Annotated in this window: 20 protein-coding genes and 1 pseudogene; 11 read left to right on the top strand and 10 right to left on the bottom strand. The window is 39.5% G+C overall.

Translation table 11 applies throughout. From position 1 onward, the window contains the following. Window positions 1-97 precede the first annotated feature (97 nt). The gene (gshA, locus tag PLEUR7319_RS0117225; protein ID WP_019506467.1) at window positions 98-1,255 is read right to left on the bottom strand and encodes a glutamate--cysteine ligase; all 1,158 of its coding nucleotides are present in this window, start codon (window positions 1,253-1,255) and stop codon (window positions 98-100) included. Window positions 1,256-1,522: 267 nt separating this feature from the next. On the opposite strand from gshA, the gene PLEUR7319_RS41660 reads away from it, so the two are divergent. Both PLEUR7319_RS41660 and PLEUR7319_RS0117215 read left to right on the top strand, forming a co-directional pair. Next, complete coding sequence (locus PLEUR7319_RS41660; RefSeq protein ID WP_019506466.1) at window positions 1,523-1,684, top strand: hypothetical protein; 162 nt, start codon at window positions 1,523-1,525, stop codon at window positions 1,682-1,684. 94 nt (window positions 1,685-1,778) lie between these two features. Further along, on the top strand, window positions 1,779-2,534 hold the full coding sequence (locus PLEUR7319_RS0117215; protein WP_019506465.1) for a DUF561 domain-containing protein: 756 nt from the start codon (window positions 1,779-1,781) through the stop codon (window positions 2,532-2,534). Window positions 2,535-2,571: 37 nt separating this feature from the next. Here the strand turns inward: PLEUR7319_RS0117215 and PLEUR7319_RS0117210 are convergent, their stop codons facing one another. Next, on the bottom strand, window positions 2,572-3,729 hold the full coding sequence (locus PLEUR7319_RS0117210) for a DegT/DnrJ/EryC1/StrS aminotransferase family protein (protein ID WP_019506464.1): 1,158 nt from the start codon (window positions 3,727-3,729) through the stop codon (window positions 2,572-2,574). 289 nt (window positions 3,730-4,018) lie between these two features. Here PLEUR7319_RS0117210 and PLEUR7319_RS38305 point away from each other — a divergent pair, with 289 nt between their 5' ends. Continuing rightward, window positions 4,019-4,906 (top strand): hypothetical protein, encoded by an 888-nt coding sequence (locus PLEUR7319_RS38305; RefSeq protein ID WP_019506463.1) that lies wholly within the window; start codon window positions 4,019-4,021, stop codon window positions 4,904-4,906. A gap of 97 nt (window positions 4,907-5,003) precedes the next feature. Next, window positions 5,004-5,552: an FKBP-type peptidyl-prolyl cis-trans isomerase gene (locus PLEUR7319_RS0117200; protein WP_019506462.1), complete on the top strand. Its 549-nt coding sequence runs from the start codon at window positions 5,004-5,006 to the stop codon at window positions 5,550-5,552. A gap of 262 nt (window positions 5,553-5,814) precedes the next feature. On the opposite strand, the gene PLEUR7319_RS0117195 is transcribed toward PLEUR7319_RS0117200, so the two are convergent. Further along, window positions 5,815-6,474 (bottom strand): hypothetical protein, encoded by a 660-nt coding sequence (locus tag PLEUR7319_RS0117195; protein ID WP_019506461.1) that lies wholly within the window; start codon window positions 6,472-6,474, stop codon window positions 5,815-5,817. 182 nt (window positions 6,475-6,656) lie between these two features. Here PLEUR7319_RS0117195 and PLEUR7319_RS0117190 point away from each other — a divergent pair, with 182 nt between their 5' ends. After that, window positions 6,657-7,037, top strand: a complete 381-nt coding sequence (locus PLEUR7319_RS0117190) for a hypothetical protein (RefSeq protein WP_019506460.1) — start codon at window positions 6,657-6,659, stop codon at window positions 7,035-7,037. Between the two features lie 152 nt (window positions 7,038-7,189). On the opposite strand, the pseudogene PLEUR7319_RS39505 reads toward PLEUR7319_RS0117190, so the two are convergent. Continuing rightward, window positions 7,190-7,441 (bottom strand): annotated as a pseudogene (locus tag PLEUR7319_RS39505) (zinc ribbon domain-containing protein); the annotation flags it as partial. Window positions 7,442-7,606: 165 nt separating this feature from the next. Between PLEUR7319_RS39505 and PLEUR7319_RS0117185 the strand changes: the two are divergent. Further along, on the top strand, window positions 7,607-8,068 hold the full coding sequence (locus tag PLEUR7319_RS0117185) for a hypothetical protein (RefSeq protein ID WP_019506459.1): 462 nt from the start codon (window positions 7,607-7,609) through the stop codon (window positions 8,066-8,068). 2 nt (window positions 8,069-8,070) lie between these two features. On the opposite strand, the gene PLEUR7319_RS0117180 is transcribed toward PLEUR7319_RS0117185, so the two are convergent. The 3 genes from PLEUR7319_RS0117180 to PLEUR7319_RS0117170 form a co-directional block, all read right to left on the bottom strand. Continuing rightward, entirely contained in the window at window positions 8,071-8,349 is a 279-nt protein-coding gene (locus tag PLEUR7319_RS0117180; RefSeq protein WP_019506458.1) for a YggT family protein, read from the bottom strand. A 160-nt stretch (window positions 8,350-8,509) separates the two neighbouring features. Further along, window positions 8,510-10,069, bottom strand: coding sequence for a C-3',4' desaturase CrtD (gene crtD / locus PLEUR7319_RS0117175; RefSeq protein WP_019506457.1), 1,560 nt, complete (start codon window positions 10,067-10,069; stop codon window positions 8,510-8,512). Window positions 10,070-10,223: 154 nt separating this feature from the next. After that, window positions 10,224-10,607 carry a DUF2780 domain-containing protein gene (locus tag PLEUR7319_RS0117170; protein WP_019506456.1) on the bottom strand — a complete coding sequence of 128 codons (384 nt, stop codon included), beginning with the start codon at window positions 10,605-10,607 and terminating at the stop codon, window positions 10,224-10,226. Window positions 10,608-10,882: 275 nt separating this feature from the next. On the opposite strand from PLEUR7319_RS0117170, the gene PLEUR7319_RS0117165 reads away from it, so the two are divergent. The 5 genes from PLEUR7319_RS0117165 (at window position 10,883) to PLEUR7319_RS0117145 (ending at window position 14,658) form a co-directional block, all read left to right on the top strand. Beyond that, on the top strand, window positions 10,883-11,077 hold the full coding sequence (locus PLEUR7319_RS0117165) for a hypothetical protein (RefSeq protein WP_019506455.1): 195 nt from the start codon (window positions 10,883-10,885) through the stop codon (window positions 11,075-11,077). Window positions 11,078-11,288: 211 nt separating this feature from the next. Then, a complete protein-coding gene (locus PLEUR7319_RS0117160) occupies window positions 11,289-11,798 on the top strand; it encodes a hypothetical protein (protein ID WP_019506454.1) in 510 nt (169 codons plus the stop codon). Window positions 11,799-11,864: 66 nt separating this feature from the next. Continuing rightward, window positions 11,865-12,845, top strand: coding sequence for a stage II sporulation protein M (locus PLEUR7319_RS0117155; RefSeq protein ID WP_019506453.1), 981 nt, complete (start codon window positions 11,865-11,867; stop codon window positions 12,843-12,845). Then, window positions 12,823-14,358 carry a WD40 repeat domain-containing protein gene (locus tag PLEUR7319_RS0117150; RefSeq protein ID WP_019506452.1) on the top strand — a complete coding sequence of 512 codons (1,536 nt, stop codon included), beginning with the start codon at window positions 12,823-12,825 and terminating at the stop codon, window positions 14,356-14,358. Before PLEUR7319_RS0117155 ends, PLEUR7319_RS0117150 begins: the two co-directional genes overlap by 23 nt. A 30-nt stretch (window positions 14,359-14,388) precedes the next feature. Further along, window positions 14,389-14,658 (top strand): YciI family protein, encoded by a 270-nt coding sequence (locus PLEUR7319_RS0117145; protein WP_019506451.1) that lies wholly within the window; start codon window positions 14,389-14,391, stop codon window positions 14,656-14,658. A 500-nt stretch (window positions 14,659-15,158) separates the two neighbouring features. On the opposite strand, the gene PLEUR7319_RS0117140 is transcribed toward PLEUR7319_RS0117145, so the two are convergent. The 3 genes from PLEUR7319_RS0117140 to PLEUR7319_RS0117130 all read right to left on the bottom strand — a co-directional run bounded on the left by PLEUR7319_RS0117140 (window position 15,159) and on the right by PLEUR7319_RS0117130 (window position 17,810). Next, on the bottom strand, window positions 15,159-16,046 hold the full coding sequence (locus tag PLEUR7319_RS0117140; protein ID WP_019506450.1) for a phosphodiester glycosidase family protein: 888 nt from the start codon (window positions 16,044-16,046) through the stop codon (window positions 15,159-15,161). A 1-nt stretch (window position 16,047) separates the two neighbouring features. Beyond that, window positions 16,048-16,302 carry a hypothetical protein gene (locus PLEUR7319_RS0117135; protein ID WP_019506449.1) on the bottom strand — a complete coding sequence of 85 codons (255 nt, stop codon included), beginning with the start codon at window positions 16,300-16,302 and terminating at the stop codon, window positions 16,048-16,050. A 170-nt stretch (window positions 16,303-16,472) separates the two neighbouring features. Next, window positions 16,473-17,810, bottom strand: a complete 1,338-nt coding sequence (locus tag PLEUR7319_RS0117130) for a TMEM143 family protein (protein WP_019506448.1) — start codon at window positions 17,808-17,810, stop codon at window positions 16,473-16,475. Window positions 17,811-17,818 lie beyond the last annotated feature (8 nt).

Raw genomic sequence — 17,818 nt, 5'->3', positions numbered from 1 at the left:
TACCGCCAAGCCTCCGAGATTTTTAGGAATCTCCCACGTCTCGTAGTGAGAGGATGTCAATTAAATTCAGTAACCAGTAATCAGTAATCAGTAATCATCAAGCTATTAAAGCAGGTTGACACAATGCATATTCTAAATCTCTTTCTTGCCGGGCAATATTTTGAATATCTTGTTGAATAATTGCCGAGAGTTCCATACCCTGACGATGCAATTTCAACCACTGTTGGGCAGTACTTCCCTGACGGAGAATTTTTTTCAGGGGAGATAAGAAACAGCTAAAACCCCGTTTTTGGGCAATGGGATAAACTTGAGCGTAAATTTCGTCGATCCAATCTCGTGCCGTAATCTTGCGACCATCTTGCCAATGGCGCAGTTCAGCATCGAGACTATTGCGTGCTGCTGCTGTTTCATTTTCGTCAGTCAGAGCCACTAAATCCGCCGCTAAATCGTTGGTTGACAGGCGACTTTGTTGAAGAGGATCGAGTTCGGGATTAGCCATCATCTGCATAATTCTCGCTTCTAGTAGAGCCGTAATCGCCAATAAAGCCAGAGGATCGACCACTAAATCGCAAATTCTCAATTCCAAACGGTTGAGATTATAAGGACGGCGATCGCCATTAGGACGAACAGAACTCCAGAGATGACGTACATTACGCATTGTTTTGGCAGCTAACTGTTCTTCTGTCCAGCGAATAAAATGACTATGACTGTCAAACAAAGGAACATTTTGTGGAGTCTTAGGGAACATTTGCCAGCGTGTAGAATGATCACCTGTCACTTGACCATCAATAAAGGGGGAAGAAGCACTGAGAGCTAAATATAATGGAGCCTCAACCCGGACTAGACGACAGGCTTGCATCAATATTTCGGGGTCGCTAATGCCCACATTGATATGGATACTGGCAGTGACTACACTGGTGCCGTAGGTTTGTTCAATATAGCTGTGGTAAGGATTATTGGGATCAGAACGATAAAAGCGATCGCTTCCACCTAGAGACATGGTGCTACCAGGTATTAGGGTATAGTCTCCTAAGGTTTGCAAATAAGTCCTTAAAGTTTTTCTTGGTTTGAGTAAAGCACATAAAAGGCGATCGTAACCACAAAAAGGTGCAGTCGTATATTCAACGTTGCGACTATCAGGTTCTCGCACAAAACCATCTAAAGCTTGAACGATTTTATCTGACAGTCCAATGATTTTTCCATCTGGAGTGCCAGTGTACATTTCTACTTCAAAACCTTTAGACAGTAAACTCATCTTTTCTTGTTAATTGAATACTAGTTCAGCTGCAAATATGTATGAGTTTAATCTATTCTCGATTAAATCTAACAAGGAAAACTTACATAAATCGAAACTTTCAATAAAAAATCTCGATAGTTATCCACCACTTAGCACAACACATACGCTTAACAGTGTAAACGATCACAGAGGGTTGATAATCTAAAGACTATGATCCGAAAAATACACTTTTTATAAGTTAAGATTGCAAACTGATACCACAAAATAAATTAATAACAAAATTTTATGGCAACATTATTAGCAGCTCAACCCAAGAAAACTAGGTGCTATCAAACAGATCAACAGGTCAAGTATTTACACTTAGAAGCAGAAGTCGATATGCTACTTCAAAGATTAACCAAGTTAAAAGAACAAAAACAACTGTTAGAAGAAAAAATCTCTGATTAATCGCCGAGCCAGTCGATTTTAATTGCAGACTAGGTCTTAAGATAATCTAATGAGGATCTAAACAATCCTGACTCCAAAATCTAAGGAAGTAAATATGACAATACATCCTCAGCTAGCCCAAGCATTGGCTCAAAAAAATGCTCTTAAGGTAATTAGTGGCTTAAATAATTTCGATTCTGAGCGAGTATCAGCAGTGGTTAAAGCTGCCGAAGCTGGCGGGGCAACCTTTGTTGATATTGCGGCTGACCCTACTCTGATTGAGACAATTCGCAATTTGACCGTTCTGCCCATTTGCGTTTCAGCAGTTGAACCAGAATTATTCGTCAGTGCTGTTAACGCTGGTGCTGATTTGATTGAAATAGGTAATTTCGATAGCTTTTATCGCCAGGGAAGAAGGTTTGAAGCTTCAGAAGTTTTAGAGTTAACCCAGCAGACACGCTCGCTTTTACCTCACGTTACCCTTTCTGTGACTGTTCCCCACATTTTGGCTTTAGATAAGCAAGTTCAGTTAGCAGAAAAATTAGTCGATGCTGGTGCAGATATTATTCAAACTGAAGGTGGCACCAGTATTCACCCCAATAATCCAGGTATTAGGGGCTTAATTGAAAAAGCCGCCCCAACCTTGGCAGCAGCACATAGCATTTCTCATGCAGTTAATATTCCCGTACTATGTGCTTCTGGATTATCCAGTGTTACCGCGCCTATGGCGATCGCTGCTGGAGCATCTGGAGTTGGTGTTGGTTCGGCAATTAATCAGTTAGACAATGAAGTAGCTATGGTTGCTGCTGTTCGTAGTTTGGTTGAGGCTTTAGCTCAGCATCAATCATCTGTTTTGAATAGTTATGAATAGCCGACAGCTATCAGCTATCAGCTATCATCTATCAGCTCTATATTTCAGATAAACAATCTTTGAGCGCATAAGCGACCTGTTCCTGTTCGGCTTCGGAGATACCAGGAAATATAGGTAAAGATAGTACTTCGCGGGCAGCTTGCTCAACTATGGGCAGCTGCCCTTTTTGATAACCTAAATCCTGGTATACAGGTTGTAAATGAAGAGGAATGGGATAATAAATCATCGAAATAACACCTTTATCCAGTAATTGCTCACGAATTCTATCTCTTAGAGTTACAGAACAACTATCAGGGTCTATTTTTGAGTTTAGATGTTCGTCAATACAGATCGAATATTGATTCCAAACACTATCTCCTCCTGCTATCCCTTGAGGTAATTTAAGAGGGCTAATAGATTGCAAAAGTTCTTGATAATAATGAGCTGCTTTTCGTCGTTGCTCGTTCCAAAAATCAAGATAACGTAATTTAATTGTCAGAATAACTGCCTGAATAGCATCTATGCGACTATTCAGTCCAATGTAATCGTGACGATAGCGAGCAGGAGAACCATGTTCTTTGAGGATTCTTATTTGTTTGGCGATCGCTCGATCATTGGTTGTAATGGCACCACCATCACCACAAGCCCCTAGATTCTTAGTGGGGAAAAAGCTAAAACAACCTACATGACCAATGCTGCCAACTTTACGCTCTTCCCAAGCAGCGCCAGCAGCTTGAGCGCAATCTTCAATTACATACAAATTATGGGATTGGGCGATCGCCATTAACTCGGTCATATTTACAGGTTGTCCAAAAATATGAACGGGAATAATTGCTTTGGTCTGGGGTGTAATTACTTGCTTTACCCGATCTAAATCAAAGTTAAAAGTATTAAGATCAATATCAACAAATATCGGCTTGGCACCAACTCGAGTGATTACCTCCGCTGTAGCAAAAAAGGTAAACGGACTAGTAACCACTTCATCTCCTGCCTTGATATTCAAAGCTTTTAGAGCTAGAAACAGAGCATCTGTTCCAGAATTACAACTAACACATTCAGCAACATCTAAATAATTAGCAAATTGCTGCTCAAATGAGGTAACTGCTGCTCCGCCGACATAGCTCCCAGAGTTAAGAATTTCGAGAACTGCTAGATCGGCTTCTTCTTTAATATGTTCATATTGTCGAGTTAAATCGACAGGGGGAATTTTTTTCACTCGCTTAAATTAATAGTATTACTTATATAAGTAAAAATGATGATGTAATTTCAATATAGAGTAGCGCGAAATACTGAGATTTAGTTGGTCAAATTTGTCAATTTAATGATATCAATTGCCAAGATTAATCGAGATCTATGAGTCAACGAAAGGATAAGGGATAAAGGATGAGGAATGAGGAGTCGCTTTTTAGCCCATGTATTCATCCCTTAAGGGCGAAAGCCCTGGTAAAGTAAAATTATCCTGTTATGGACCTCTACTTTTTCTTCCGCAATAACATCATAAAGTTATGGAATCAGCAGAAAATCGAGAACAGCCTCAACCAGCTTATCAGCAGACAGGGAAATCCAGTAATCCTCCATCTTTATCAACAACCGAAACTTTCCAACTCTTAAACGATAGTCTCAACCGACTTGAATTATCAATCAAGAGAATGAGTAACCATTCCGCAACTGATTTACCTTTTTCTAATGCCAACAATACTTTCCAGAAAAATTTTAGTTTAGTTGCTCTTGGAGTTACAGCGATCGCCATAGTGGTCGCAACAGTATTTTGGTTATGGTTGCCACAACGACAAGTTTCTTTCTTCTCAATGCCTGAGGCAGCAGCAACAGAAATTATGCTCGATGAAGAGATTACGACTAATCCAGAACCGACCGAAACTTCGACAATTAGTTCTGACAATAGCATCAATATAAATACTGTGACGAAAGAGCAGCCAGTGGCAATAGAGTCAGCCAATCCTGAATTAGAAACTGCCGATGAAACCGCTATTCCTCAAGATTTAGTGTCACCAGGAAAATCCAAAAAACTGAATTTAGAGACAATTGAACCGAAGCTAACTTTTACTCCTGAACAAACCTTAATTGCTGCCTTGCAGACCAGGGTCGTAGAACTAACCAAAGACTATACTGAAAAATTTGTCAATTCAATTGAAGTAGATTTACCTAAAAGTAGCCTTTCCGTGGAAGTGAAAGATAATTGGTATGAACTCAAAGATTCTCTGCAAAATAAACTAGCCAACGACATTTTAAAACGCTCACGCAAATTCCATTTTGACAAACTAGAACTCAAAGATTCTCAAGGAACATTGGTAGCTCGTAATCCTGTAGTCGGCGATCAAATAATCATTTTGCAAAGTCATAAGAGCAATAAAAAACCGGCAACGGACGATTAACAATCAATTTATTTTGCCTTCATCCTTCATTTTTGCCCTCATCACTATAAACAGTACAATGTCTCTGGAGTAATTTTTAATAAGGATAAAGTAACAGGTGGTCAAAAAATTGAGTAACGAAATCTTGATTAGTCTTACTGTGGTTGCTATTTGCGGATCGGTACTGCTCTTTTCTGCTTTTATGGGCAATCGTCCCACACAACAAGCGATCGCCTCCGAAATACAACAGTCTACAGCCAATTCTCCCCAACTAATCGCTCAAAATAATATTTCAGAAGAGGAAAATAATTCCATGGATTTATCCAACGCTATCACCAAAGATTCCGGATTAAAATATATTGTGATCAACGAGGGTGATGGCGCATCTCCTCAAACAGGAGAAAATGTAACCGTACACTACACGGGTACTTTGGAAGACGGTAGTAAATTCGATAGCTCTCGCGATCGCAATCGTCCTTTTTCCTTCAAAATTGGTGTTGGACAAGTAATTAAAGGTTGGGATGAGGGCGTTGCCGACATGAAAGTTGGCGAAAGACGTACTCTGATTATTCCTCCCGAATTAGGCTACGGTGCTAGAGGTGCAGGTGGTGTAATTCCTCCCAATGCCACTCTAATTTTCGATGTAGAATTACTGAAAATCGGTTAAGTACTTAAATTAACGTGAGTTCGGAATTCGGAATTTGGAGTTAGGAGTTATGTTTTTCTTAACGAAACAATCAGGACTTTAGAGATCTATAAATTAAAAAGTTGCGAAATATTTAAGCTTTTTTGCTTTGTCGAACTCTTAGGAAACAAATTGTTTCTTTCAGACTTAACGAATCCAAATTCGTTGGACGCTCACGTTAAATTAAAATCTCAGTAGTGTTCTACTGTCCAGGTTGATCACTGAAAGTAATTAATACTAGTAATTAAAAGTTTTTGGCAGTGTGCTTAGAGTTATCAAACTGATAGCGTTGTTTATAGTTAGTTTTTCCATAAAGATTGAACGTAATTGTCGGTTCGTCGCTAACTGCTTCCACGCTATGAATGGCATCAGGCATAAACCCAATGATGTCCCCAGGTTGCAAGGTTTGCTCTCCGACTAACTCCAAACGATCGGGAAATTCAGTAGTGGGAGATCGTCGCCAAAAGCGGTTTTTTTCTGCCCCGTCTATTAATGCCACTACTCCCCAACTAGCATGATTATGAATGGGAGATATTCCCCCTGGTTGCCAGGCTACCATCTGGACGGTTAAAGGATATTCTGGTTCTCGATAGAGCATTTTTACTGACCAACCAGTTTTGGGTGATGGTTGATCGTATTCCATTTGTAACCAATATGAACTGGTTAGTAAATGTCTGACTAGAGGAATAATTGCTTTAAGGCGATCGCTATCGTTGGGAATACTGAGCAAAATGTCATCAATGTCAGTGAGAAAGCGATACAGTCTGTAAGGTTCTATGGGTAATGTGGTTTCTTGAGGATAATAGGCTTCTGTTTGACTGTCATTACGAACGATCCAGTTTTCACAGTCTGGGTTAGCTTCAATAATAGTTTTACTAGTATCAATTGAAGGATTTTGAGACATGATGTTTAGCAGGCTATTTTTGCGGGTGATTTTAGCTTACATATTTAGAATGATTTTTTCCTGAGATCGAGATCTTCTCAAGATTCTTAGATATAACCAATGTATCTCTCAGATAAATTTCATGTTCTGTGAGTTAGATGGTCGATGTCACACAATCGATCGCTTAGAACTCAACTAATATTATGCAACTTAAGTATATTGCTACAATTGCTACTGCTTCTATTTTAACTATTGGTGGTACTGCTCTATTTTCTGATATTTCTGTAGCCTCTGAATTTGATAGTACAACTTCCACTGTAATCGCTGGTAACCCCTGTGCGGCAGCTGACCCTTGTGCCGGAAGTAACCCCTGTGCGGCAGCTGACCCTTGCGCCGGAAGTAATCCTTGTGCGGCAGCTGACCCTTGCGCCGGAAGTAATCCCTGTGCGGCAGCTGACCCTTGCGCCGGAAGTAATCCCTGTGCGGCAGCCGATCCTTGCGCCGGAAGTAACCCCTGTGCTGCTGTCGATCCTTGCGCCGGAAGTAATCCCTGTGCGGCAGCTGATCCTTGCGCCGGAAAATAATTTTTATTCTTTAATGATTCGTTTCGACTAAACTCCCGTTGTTCAATTTGGTTCAACGGGAAATTCTAATGTTTTGTTATTTTTGTCTGCGTGAAGTGGTGACAGTCTTTCAAGTTGACACTCCCACTGCTTCTAGCTGTGGGATTCTTGATTCATCCCAAGATAGCTAGATCTGTCAAAGACACATCCCCACCAGAGCTTGATCCACAAGCAAACACGGTCTGCCCGACCGCTAAAATATTTAGTGCAGCATTTTGATCTCTCAAATTTAGAGAGCCGCAACTAGGACAAGTCCACTTTCTGCTCTCCAGTGGCAACTTATCTAAAACATGACCGCATGGATGACAACGTTTCGATGATGGAAACCATCGATTGATTGCTCCAATCTTGCGGTCATGCCACCCCGCTTTGTATTCTGTTAAACTTGACTAACTCCGAACTCCGAATTCCAAACTCGTTTCCTATCCATCATCTAAAAATTGACCGACTAGTAGTCTTTTCTGTCCAGCTTGGTGTCGATTCAAGTTAAGCTAAAACAATAGATAAATCAGTAGACACAAGTATTATTTATGAGGCTTCGTTTTTTAGCAGTACTATTAGTTTCTGGCCTTCTATGGCTAACTAGCTGGACTATAACTCCCACAGCAGAAGCAATGACTTCAATTAAGCTGTCTGATCTTTCTTCTGAACCTTGTGCGGGAGATGAGAACAAGGGAAGCGTTACTAGTGGTGATATCAGACCAGCTAACTGTTTTACTATTAGAGGTAAAGCTAAGAACATATCTGGCAAAACCGTAGTTGATGCAGACGTGTTTGGACGGATTTACGATGCAAATGGCAATCCCACCTTTGAGAATCGGGGGCGTGTCGGCACAATCGAAGAAGTGCCACCAGGAACAAGTGATTTTGAGATTAGAGTCAGTGTTCCTGCAAATCAACCAGCTCCTTTGAAGCTAAAACAGTTCAAAGCATCTGGATTTGCAGGAAAAGTTCGTCCTTACTATTACGATGATTTTGAGAGTGATTACTAAAATTAAAATCCACCGGCAAAAGATGCCGCAGAAAAAGATGCCAAAGAACTTTGAACAAATTGCAGTAGGATTAGTGCCAAAATAGCTGAAATATCAATCCCGCCTAATGGTGGGATGATCGAACGAAAGATATTTAGATAAGGATCGGTAATTGGGCTTAGGAAAGAAATAATTTGACCTGCCCATTCAGCAGTCTGAAACCAAGACAGCAAAATTCTGACGATCAATAACACCCAATAGATTTGCAAAAAGCTAATAAGACTAGTAATTACTAAATTCATAAATTTAATTAACTCCGAGGTGAATTTATATTGGATTGGTGTATTTATCTTAACTTTACTTATTCTAGAGGAAAAGCTATTAAGATTGAAATGTTGTCCTAGCTAGTGATTACCGACTATTATCTTTGAAATTCATTTTTATCAAAAAAACTTTTGACTCTTAACTGAGAGCTTGATTCCCTGCTTCAATTTGTCTAGTAACTGTTAATGCAGAGTAACTAACTCCCGCAGTTCCCTCTCCTGGGTGAGTGGAATCTCCTACTAACCAAAGATTTTTTACTGGAGTACGATTAGCAAAACCAAAAGGACCAAAAGTAGATATGCGTTGTCCTAATCCACCGACAATGCCCTTGGCTCTAGCAGTGTATTGAGCAAAAGTTCTAGGAGTTGCTGCTTCTGTATAGATAATATTTTCAGAAGTGAGATTAAAATATTTCCCTAAACGAGCGATCGCCTCATCAGTATACTTTTGTTTAATCTGGGCATAGATTTGCTCATCTTCCTGCCACCACAAATCGACATCGGTAAAGGAAGAAGCAATGATGGTTGCCTGCCCTTCTGGAGCGCGTCCATCTCCTGGTTTACTGACCGAAACAAACAGAGAATTATTTTCGCCAATGACTTCATCCTGATTATAGAGAAATTGTAGATGGGGTGAACAATCTGCGGGAATAGCCTCTCGTTTTACTCCTAGATAAACTACAAAAGCTCCTGATGGTTGAGTCAGTTTATCTACTCGACGTTGATAGTTGTTAAATGATTTCTCTTGAGCTGTTAGCTTAACTAGATTCTGAGCTGTAACATTCGCTACTACTTGATCGGCTTCTTCTGTCCAAGTTGCTCCAGTTTTTTGGTTACAGATACTTACCCCTGTAACCTTTCCCGATTTTGTGTGGATTTGTTCAACACTATGACGCATCAACAATTTACCACCATATTTTTCTAATCCCTCCACCAGGCGATCGCTCAATACCTGCATACTTCCTTGAAGATGAAATAAGCCTTGAGGTGCTTGGGAAACTGCTAACGCAGTTGCTGCATATAGTAGAGCTGTTTCGTCTGCTCCTACTTGAGAATAGAGCTTCAACTGAAGATCGAGAAAGGTTTTAAGTCGTCGATCTTGATGTAAGCCGTATAGCTTCAGGGCATCACCAACGGTCATTAAAGCAAAAGGCACGGTAATCAGAGTATCTGGTCTAACTGCCGAGACTAATTGCCACAAATCCCAAAGATTACGAGGGGGTAACACAGGGTCTCGTCCTTGAAAGCGCCAGCTAGCTTTAAATAAATGACTTAATAAATTCCAAAATGGCTCACTACCAGGGAACTGTCTTTGCCTTTCTTGCCGCCACTTATCAGGATCGCGCCAAACGTTAATTGGCTGAGATTCTCCTGGTAAAAAAACAGCACAAGCAGGATCGCAGTAAGTAGCAGTAGGTGGTTTAATATTTAACTCTTGAAAAATACGCTCATGTATTCCCCCAGTCTCTAAACCTGCCACTTGAGTTGCTCCCACGTCAAAAGTAAAACCCCGTCTTTTAAAAGTAGAAGCACATCCCCCAGGTACAATAGCTTGATCGAAAATCTTTACCTGATAACCCCGCTTGGCTAGCAGCGCTCCTGCTGTTAAACCTCCAATACCCGCTCCTACAACTATTACTCGGGATTTTTGCTTACTTTCTGGAGTATTTGTGGAGGGTGTACGGAGTTCAATTACCATAGAAGTTATTTGATTTATATTTCTTAATATTTGTTACATTTTAAAATAAAAAGCGATGCAGCGCATGGTGGTGGCTGCATCAAGAATTAATATTAAGGAACTTATTCCCAGAAAATTCGGAAAATAAATAAATTAGGGTTGTGTAGAGATACTTCTATTTTAGGACTCCAGCAAGTATATTTTTAACTTGGTCTCCGCCTTGATTTTGTACGAAAGACAAGATAATCGGCACAAACTTAGAAGCCATACCTGGATTCAAACCCAGTTGAGTAAAACCGCCAGCTAAAGCAGCAATATTTGCCAATTGACCGCTACTACCCATCGCACCAGCAAGACCACCTATTGCGCCAGCAAGACCACCACCACCAGCAGGGGCTTCACCAATAAGATTACTTACAGCAGGTACGGCACTAGCCAATTGAGCAAATTCGCCATCACCTAGCTTTTCCTGAGCCATTTTAAAAATCAGTCCGGCACCCCCTTTCGCTTGGCTTTCATCTACTCCCAAGCTTTGGGTTAATTGTTGAATCAGTTCCATAGGACATTAAACAAAAATTCATTCCCATTTATGATGCCAAACTACTAGATCTATTGAAAGAAAGAAATACTTAAAAAGAAACTAGATTTTTGATAAGTTTTAGAATGTGTCAAAATAACAATCAATTAATAAAGTTTCGATTAAATTTAACTAACTTAGGAACGTCTTATCAAAAAATTTTCATCTCTTTGGTTAGATGAATTTTGAACTATGAGCAATTCCTAATTTGTTTCAGTAAAATAATCTCAAATATAAATTTACAACCGGAGAAAATTATGAAAGTTAAATATCTTGGAACTTTGTTTGCTGCTTCTGTTTTAAGTCTAGGCTTAGTCACTTCTTGTGCAACTCCTTGTGCCGGAGAAACAGACGCTGGTGGTGAAGCAACTGAAGTCGATCCTTGTGCTGGCGTTGACCCCTGTGCTGGTGCTGACCCCTGTGCTGGTGCTGACCCCTGTGCTGGACAATAATAAATAATTCAGAATGGAAAACTTAGCAGAGGAATCTGGAGGATAAACATAACAGCTTAAACTTATCCCCATGTTTCCTTTTTTTTGTCAATCAAATAACATGAAGTTCAGTGTTTTTTCATTATTGGCGGTTAGACTTGACAGATGAAAGTGCTATAGAACAATGTTCTATCATTTTTGAGAATTGTATTAAAAATTCTAATCGTCAGTTATGAAACACTTAAATATTTTTAGTAGTTTTCTGTTGTTACTTGCCCTCACTGCTTGTTCTGAGGGTGGTCAGGTTTCTGTTGACGCTGATCGGCAATCCTCTAGCTCCAGTCAATCTGAGTCAACAACTGAACCCACAGTAATCGATTTAACCCAGGTTGGCTGTCAGTTCTTAGAGGTTGAATCGAAAAACTATCAATATCAACCAACTAGCGCTGAAGATTGTAAGAAAATCAATTCCGAAACCTTAGCCGCCAGAGAGTCAGAATTTAAATCCTTGGATCTAAAACCGGGAAAATATATTTTTCGCGTTACTAATTCTAATGTGCCTTATCAATTAGGTTTTTATCTTAGAGGAGAAGGACTTAAAAAAGTCAGCTTGCCTAAAGTTAGTGGTGGTGGCTTAACTCAAGGCACCACCAAGGATTACGAAATTACTCTCGCTCCTGGAAAGTATGTCTTTAGTTGTCCCTTAAACCCTACTCCTGATTATCCAATCGTAGTAAATTAGGCTGACAATTATGCCAAGTTTCAGAAAGTAGTGGGCTATAACTAATTTAGTTTCGAGAGCAATTGCATGAATGTTCAACGTTGGATTACCAGAAGAGAACCAAACTGGAAACGTTTAGATGGCTTACTACAGCAAGTAGAAAAAAAAGGGATTAAATCTCTTTCTGCAAGAGAAATTGAAGATTTAGCCAGCTTATATCGTTCAGTATCAGCAGATTTGGCTAGAGCTAGAACCAATAAGATTGGTAACATCTTAATCCAAGATTTGCAAAAGTTAACTTCTCGGGCTTATAACCAGATCTATCAGGGTTCACAACGGCAAGAATGGCAACAAGTCAAAGAGTTTTATCTCTGGGAGTTTCCCAAGGTAGTCAGAGAAACTTGGAAGTATACTGCGATCGCCACTGGAATTTTTGGGCTGATGGCGATCATTGCTTGGTGGTATGGTTGGCGAGATCCCGTATTTATTGACATTACTGTACCAGCACATCTGATTAAAAAGGTACAGGAAGATAGAGAACTATGGATGGGTTCAATTGTGGGGCTGGAACCTTTAGCCTCCAGCAATATTACCATTAACAATTTATCAGTTTCTTTTGGAGCGATCTCTGGTGGTATTACAGCAGGACTCTATACAATTTTTATCATGGCTTACAACGGTTTATCTATCGGTGCTGTAGCCACCTTAGTAGCCAAAAATAATCTGGCATATCCTTTTTGGGCATTTGTGTTGCCTCATGGCTCTTTAGAATTACCTGCAATTTTTCTGGCAGGTGGCGCAGGACTACTAATTGGTAAAGCGATGATTTTTCCTGGTAAGTATCGTCGAATTGACGCTCTCAAAAAGAATAGTATTAAGGCAGCACAACTTTTATTTGGGATTATCCCCATGCTAATTGTTGCTGGAACGATTGAAGGGTTCTTTTCTCCTAATCCTCTAATTCCTAATCCAATTAAATATTTAGCGGGAATTGGTTTGTTTTGCCTTTTGGTTTTATATTGTTCTCGCCAAAAAATATCTAATCATGAGCAATCAAAGTTTTCTTAAATATTTTGTGGCTATAGGGATTTTGTGCAATTTACCGTGGATAGTTGCAGCAGAAACCAAGGTAGACGAAACGAAGGATTCTCAGTCTCAGAATATAGATATTAACAGAAGATTATCTTCTCCATGGGAAAATGCCACCCTAACCCATACCTTAGAATCTCCAGTTAAAATCAACTCAATCAAATTTGGTCCTGATGGTCAGTTGCTAGCCAGCGTTGGCGAAGGTCAAATTACTATTTGGCAAGTAAACAGTGGACAGATACAGCGCATTTTGCCCGGTCATTACTCAACCGAACTAGGCATGGAAATTGCGCCAACGGCGATCGCCTTTAGTCCTGATAGTCGATTTTTGGCAACTGCTACCTGGAGTCAGGGATTATTAATTCCCGATAGCTCGATTGTGGTCTGGAATACAACTACAGGAGAGGAAGTTCTTAGTCTGGAAGCTCAAGCTGGGTGTCGACAAATTTTATTTGATGTTGAGGGAAAAATTATCTATGGTGCTTGTGATCTGGGAGTAACCGCCTGGAGTTTCCCCAAGGGAGAAAAGTTATTCAGTTTTGCTACTAAACACCCCCTAGAAGCGATCGCTCTTAGCCCTGATGGTCAAATAATGGCAACTGTGGATGCTAATGTCACAGGAGGAGAAGCAGGAGAACAAAGCAACAAAATTCTACTGTGGCAGTTAGCTCCAGAATCAATCACTTTATTCAATACTCTTGCGGGTCATGCTAACGACATTGCTCAGTTAGAATTTACTCGAGATGGCAAAAGGCTGGTTAGCAGCAGCTACGATGGCAAAATAAATGTCTGGAATTGGCAGCAGGGAAAAACATACAGGAATACTAATAATCTCTACAGCGATAATGGACTGTTTAGCCTTAGTGCCAATAGTCGTCTTATAGCAGGCAATTTTCATAACTCAGCGATGAGCAATCTGATTACAGGATTACCTCTAAGGAATGTAATCGCTAAACCCAAACGGGGAAAATTAAACCCTATTGCTTTTAGCCCCCAAGAGCGATTACTGGCGCAAGTGGAAAAGTCTCAAAAATTTACTGGTTACGTAATTAATCTCTGGCGAACTGATAGTACTCAAGCAAAAAAGTCACCAGGGAAGAGAAAGGGCTATATGCCTATTCCCATTACCGAACATTGGGGAAAACCAGAACAGTTTAGCACCGAAGAAACCATTGAACCCAAAACTGATAATCCGTCCTCAATCGGCAAAGCTCCTCAGGCGATCGCTTTAGCTGCTTTAGGTTTAACTGAAACTGTGGAATCTGAACAAGAACAAGTTGAACTAGACTATCCCAGCGACAACCTAGCGATCGTAACAATTACTCAAACTAATCTAGCTGATGATTCTGTAGCAGCTAAGCAATATTTAGTAGAGTTTGCTCCTTATGGCGATCAAGCCGATCAACAATGGCAGGTAGTATGGGCTGGTCAAAAGATTAAATGTCGAGCAAATCGCGGTCATCAAGACTGGGGTACAGATTTGTGCCAATAATAGTAAGGTTGATTATTTTGAGATAGCTTTATGCCGAAATATATTATGTGGGGTAGCTATTGCGAAAATGCTTTAGAAAAGAGAACACCCTATCGTCAAGCACATTTAGATGGTCTTACTAGTCAAAAAGAACGAGGAATATTGATTACTCTTGGTCCGACTAAAGATAATACCAAAGTTTTTGGTATCTACGAAGCTGATGATGAAGTTACTATCAGTCAACTAGTAGAGTCCGATCCTTATTGGCAGAATGGCATTTGGACTGAATACGAAATCAAAGAGTGGATTCAGGCTTTTTGATCGAGCCTTACAATTAATTAGAGAAGCTTGCCGACTACCACATCTCATGAGGGGCTGTGGGCGTAATCGCATTGCGCCCTTTATAAGCCCCGTCCCACGCTGACACGCTATCGCACTACAGACGTGGGGCTTCCCGCCGACAAAGCTAAAAAGCTTCTCTTGATTCTAATTAAACTTAATCCCGATCTCACCAGTGGCTACCAAAGAAAATAAATTCAATGCTGAATTATTAGAAATTAAAACTCTGATCGGCGATCGCTTCAATTAGATAGATCGCAAGCTCGATGAAACAAAAGCTGAGTTAAAACAAAGTATTACTGAAACGAAAGCTGAGCTAAAACAAGATATTAGCGATATCAAGGGAGATATCAAAGCTCTGCATGTTGAAGTTAAAGGACTAGAAAAACGGTTGTCCAATGTTGAAAATTCTGCCAGCAAAATTCCCTAAATTACTGGAAAATTTGGAGAGCTTAAGAATCGGAGGCAGACAGCTTTTGTTATTATCGCTGTTGTTTTACTAATAATACCGATTTAATAGGTCGCTTGATTTGATTACCTTCTTTGTCTACCCTGCCATAAAAAGTTTGACCGTTGTAGTAAAGAGAAGCTGAACTTCCCCCATCAAGATTCATCGCTTTTGTTGCCCCTAGACCAGATAAAAAATCAGCTAGTTCTGGTAGAGATATGCCTGAATTTAGAGGTTGATCGGGATTTTGTGCCACCATAGCCAATATTATGTCGCCTTCACCGGTAATAGCGATCGCACTCCTAGCATTTAAACTATCACTGCCAATCGCGTCTCGGATTTTTTCGTCATTCTGATAAGCAATAAAAGCCTCAGCTACAGAGGTATCAGTTGGTAATAAACCAGGTCCTCCTCCCAGAGAATCTAATAGTTCACAATTAGCTGGTACAGGTGCAGAGTGTAGCTGAATATCGTATTGTGTCTTTTCTCCACAACCATAGCGACGGAATTCAGCACGATTAAATATTTTTCCGAGATATGGCTTTAAATCTGGATTATCTACCAGTCTTTCATTGAAGCGGGGGTCGGCGACTATTTGTGATTGTTGACTAATAAATGAAGTAGTTTTTTGATTAATCGGATCAAAATAACCACCGTTAATGGCAGCAACTACCCGATCTGAGTCTAGTGTTACAAAATCTGAAAGAGATTGTAGTTCTCCTGATAGTCTAGGAATTACAGAATAGTTACTGTGATGGGGGATTGTAATTGTATGAATAGTATGTTGCGATCGCTCTATAACTTCATAACGAACCCGATCATTGGAAGTAGCTGAATTGACTGAGGATAACTTACTTGCATCTGCAAATAAGATTACGCTTAAACTAATAAACGCTAACAATATCCAGCCCGCTTTTTTCATACTATGATGCTCTCTTGATAGCTGCCACTTTGCCAGGATAATAAATCAAACCCACCCCAGCTCTATTTTTGCGTGTAACAATAGCTTTGGATGCAATCAAGTTCTTCAAACAAATTTGAATCATTGATATTGGACGATTAATTATTTTACTAATTTCTTTAACCGTAATACCAGTATTTCTAGATTGAATTATTTGCAAGATTTGTTCGTGAGTGCTGATACCTGGAGTAGCACTAATAATCTTTATTTCTATCACGGATTATATTCCCTTGAACATGGGACGGGGAGATGACCAACGGTCAGAGTAACCTATGGTTATAGCTATCTCCGCAGTTATATCTGCAATTTTTACTAATGACCAGAGTGATTATACCTAGTGCAATAATCTTCATCTAAGCTTCATCTGCTTGTATCTAAGTAATTTATTTACGAATATAGAAAAATATGATCCCAAACATAATCGATCGCTTGTTTGGCTTCTGCTAAGGGTAATACTTGACAACGATTATGGCGATCGCGTTTTAAAAGGGCAACTTGCTTGACAGCGTATGTAGTATCTTCGCTTCGTTTGATTTCAGCTTTGATTGCTGCCAAATTACGTAGAGGATTTTCAATATCGAAATCTATTTTCGTGCCCAACTTATCCTCCATCCAGGACTCAATGTGATCGTCTAGTTCTAAAGCTGTTAAGGGAGTATCACTAGTTAATAAATGATAATAAGCCAAAATAATTTCTTTACATTCTTCTTCCTCGGCAGCATCTATCAGGGAGTTGAACACACCACTATTGTTAGCAATATTACGATAAAAAAGAGTTTCTGTAATACTCTTTTGAAACTTGATTTGTTTACTTTTGTAGCTGGTATATTGTTTAAAAGCAAATCCTCCCAAGGTAACAACTAAAGACAAAATAGCAATTAATAATGGGGCAATATTGCGGACTTCTTCTTCTTGTACTTTTAATTCGTCAATTGGCTGATGTCCTAATGTAAAGTAAACTAAGACTCCTAAAATCAAGATTATCTGCGGTAATATTCTTAGTATTAAGGGAATTGCTGCCCCCAAAGCAGGTACTCCAAACAACAATCTATCTTTCCAATTCATACTCATTTTGACATTAGGAAAAATAAATTCTAAGTCTAATTTAGATAAATTCTTATAGAGGTAAATATAAATTTTGCCTGGTTTAAAATCAAGCTCTTCTTTGGCAGCTGGTTTATCTTGAAAATGTTTTTCCTCTTTAAACTTGATTAATAAAACTACTCGTTTATAAATATCAACTTCTTGCTCAACTTTTTTAAAAAACCACTTTTTAACTGTGATTTTTTCTGACGAATCGCCACGACAATAGCAAACCATATGGTCAAAGTCATTAAAATCTACTTCTGTTCTAAGATCGAAAATTGATCCTTCGCTTAAAGCTTGTTGTAAAGTTGATTTTGATAGAGGATAGTAGTTTGCTTGTTCTAAGATAGTTGTAAAAGTACTAATAAATTCAACTTCGTTTTCTCTAATACTTGAGCGAACATCTAATTGCTTTATTGGTTGATAGTTATCAATATCTGGATCGAAGGAAACAAAATTAAATTTTAAAGTTTCCAGAGAACTATGTAATTTAAAGTGATAATAAGCCGCTAAAATCTGGCAAAAATCACGAAAACTTTGTTGCTCTGCGATCGCAATTTTGCCGTCCGCAATACATAGCTCAACAATTTCCTGACGACTATAGGGAATAAATGCCTCTCGATCTTGATACACTGCCATTACGTCGT

The sequence above is a fragment of the Pleurocapsa sp. PCC 7319 genome, assembly GCF_000332195.1.
Taxonomy (GTDB): domain Bacteria; phylum Cyanobacteriota; class Cyanobacteriia; order Cyanobacteriales; family Xenococcaceae; genus Waterburya.
The sequence above is the reverse complement of the archived record's forward strand: the minus strand, read 5'-3'. Positions and strand labels throughout refer to the sequence as shown.

Coding starts and splice junctions, on each gene's coding strand:
- gshA (WP_019506467.1), bottom strand. CDS start 1,255: ATGAGTTTACTGTCTAAAGGTTTTGAAGTAGAAATGTACACTGGCACT.
- PLEUR7319_RS41660 (WP_019506466.1), top strand. CDS start 1,523: ATGGCAACATTATTAGCAGCTCAACCCAAGAAAACTAGGTGCTATCAA.
- PLEUR7319_RS0117215 (WP_019506465.1), top strand. CDS start 1,779: ATGACAATACATCCTCAGCTAGCCCAAGCATTGGCTCAAAAAAATGCT.
- PLEUR7319_RS38305 (WP_019506463.1), top strand. CDS start 4,019: ATGGAATCAGCAGAAAATCGAGAACAGCCTCAACCAGCTTATCAGCAG.
- PLEUR7319_RS0117195 (WP_019506461.1), bottom strand. CDS start 6,474: ATGTCTCAAAATCCTTCAATTGATACTAGTAAAACTATTATTGAAGCT.
- PLEUR7319_RS0117190 (WP_019506460.1), top strand. CDS start 6,657: ATGCAACTTAAGTATATTGCTACAATTGCTACTGCTTCTATTTTAACT.
- PLEUR7319_RS0117185 (WP_019506459.1), top strand. CDS start 7,607: ATGAGGCTTCGTTTTTTAGCAGTACTATTAGTTTCTGGCCTTCTATGG.
- PLEUR7319_RS0117180 (WP_019506458.1), bottom strand. CDS start 8,349: ATGAATTTAGTAATTACTAGTCTTATTAGCTTTTTGCAAATCTATTGG.
- crtD (WP_019506457.1), bottom strand. CDS start 10,069: ATGGTAATTGAACTCCGTACACCCTCCACAAATACTCCAGAAAGTAAG.
- PLEUR7319_RS0117170 (WP_019506456.1), bottom strand. CDS start 10,607: ATGGAACTGATTCAACAATTAACCCAAAGCTTGGGAGTAGATGAAAGC.
- PLEUR7319_RS0117165 (WP_019506455.1), top strand. CDS start 10,883: ATGAAAGTTAAATATCTTGGAACTTTGTTTGCTGCTTCTGTTTTAAGT.
- PLEUR7319_RS0117160 (WP_019506454.1), top strand. CDS start 11,289: ATGAAACACTTAAATATTTTTAGTAGTTTTCTGTTGTTACTTGCCCTC.
- PLEUR7319_RS0117155 (WP_019506453.1), top strand. CDS start 11,865: ATGAATGTTCAACGTTGGATTACCAGAAGAGAACCAAACTGGAAACGT.
- PLEUR7319_RS0117150 (WP_019506452.1), top strand. CDS start 12,823: ATGAGCAATCAAAGTTTTCTTAAATATTTTGTGGCTATAGGGATTTTG.
- PLEUR7319_RS0117145 (WP_019506451.1), top strand. CDS start 14,389: ATGCCGAAATATATTATGTGGGGTAGCTATTGCGAAAATGCTTTAGAA.
- PLEUR7319_RS0117140 (WP_019506450.1), bottom strand. CDS start 16,046: ATGAAAAAAGCGGGCTGGATATTGTTAGCGTTTATTAGTTTAAGCGTA.
- PLEUR7319_RS0117130 (WP_019506448.1), bottom strand. CDS start 17,810: ATGGCAGTGTATCAAGATCGAGAGGCATTTATTCCCTATAGTCGTCAG.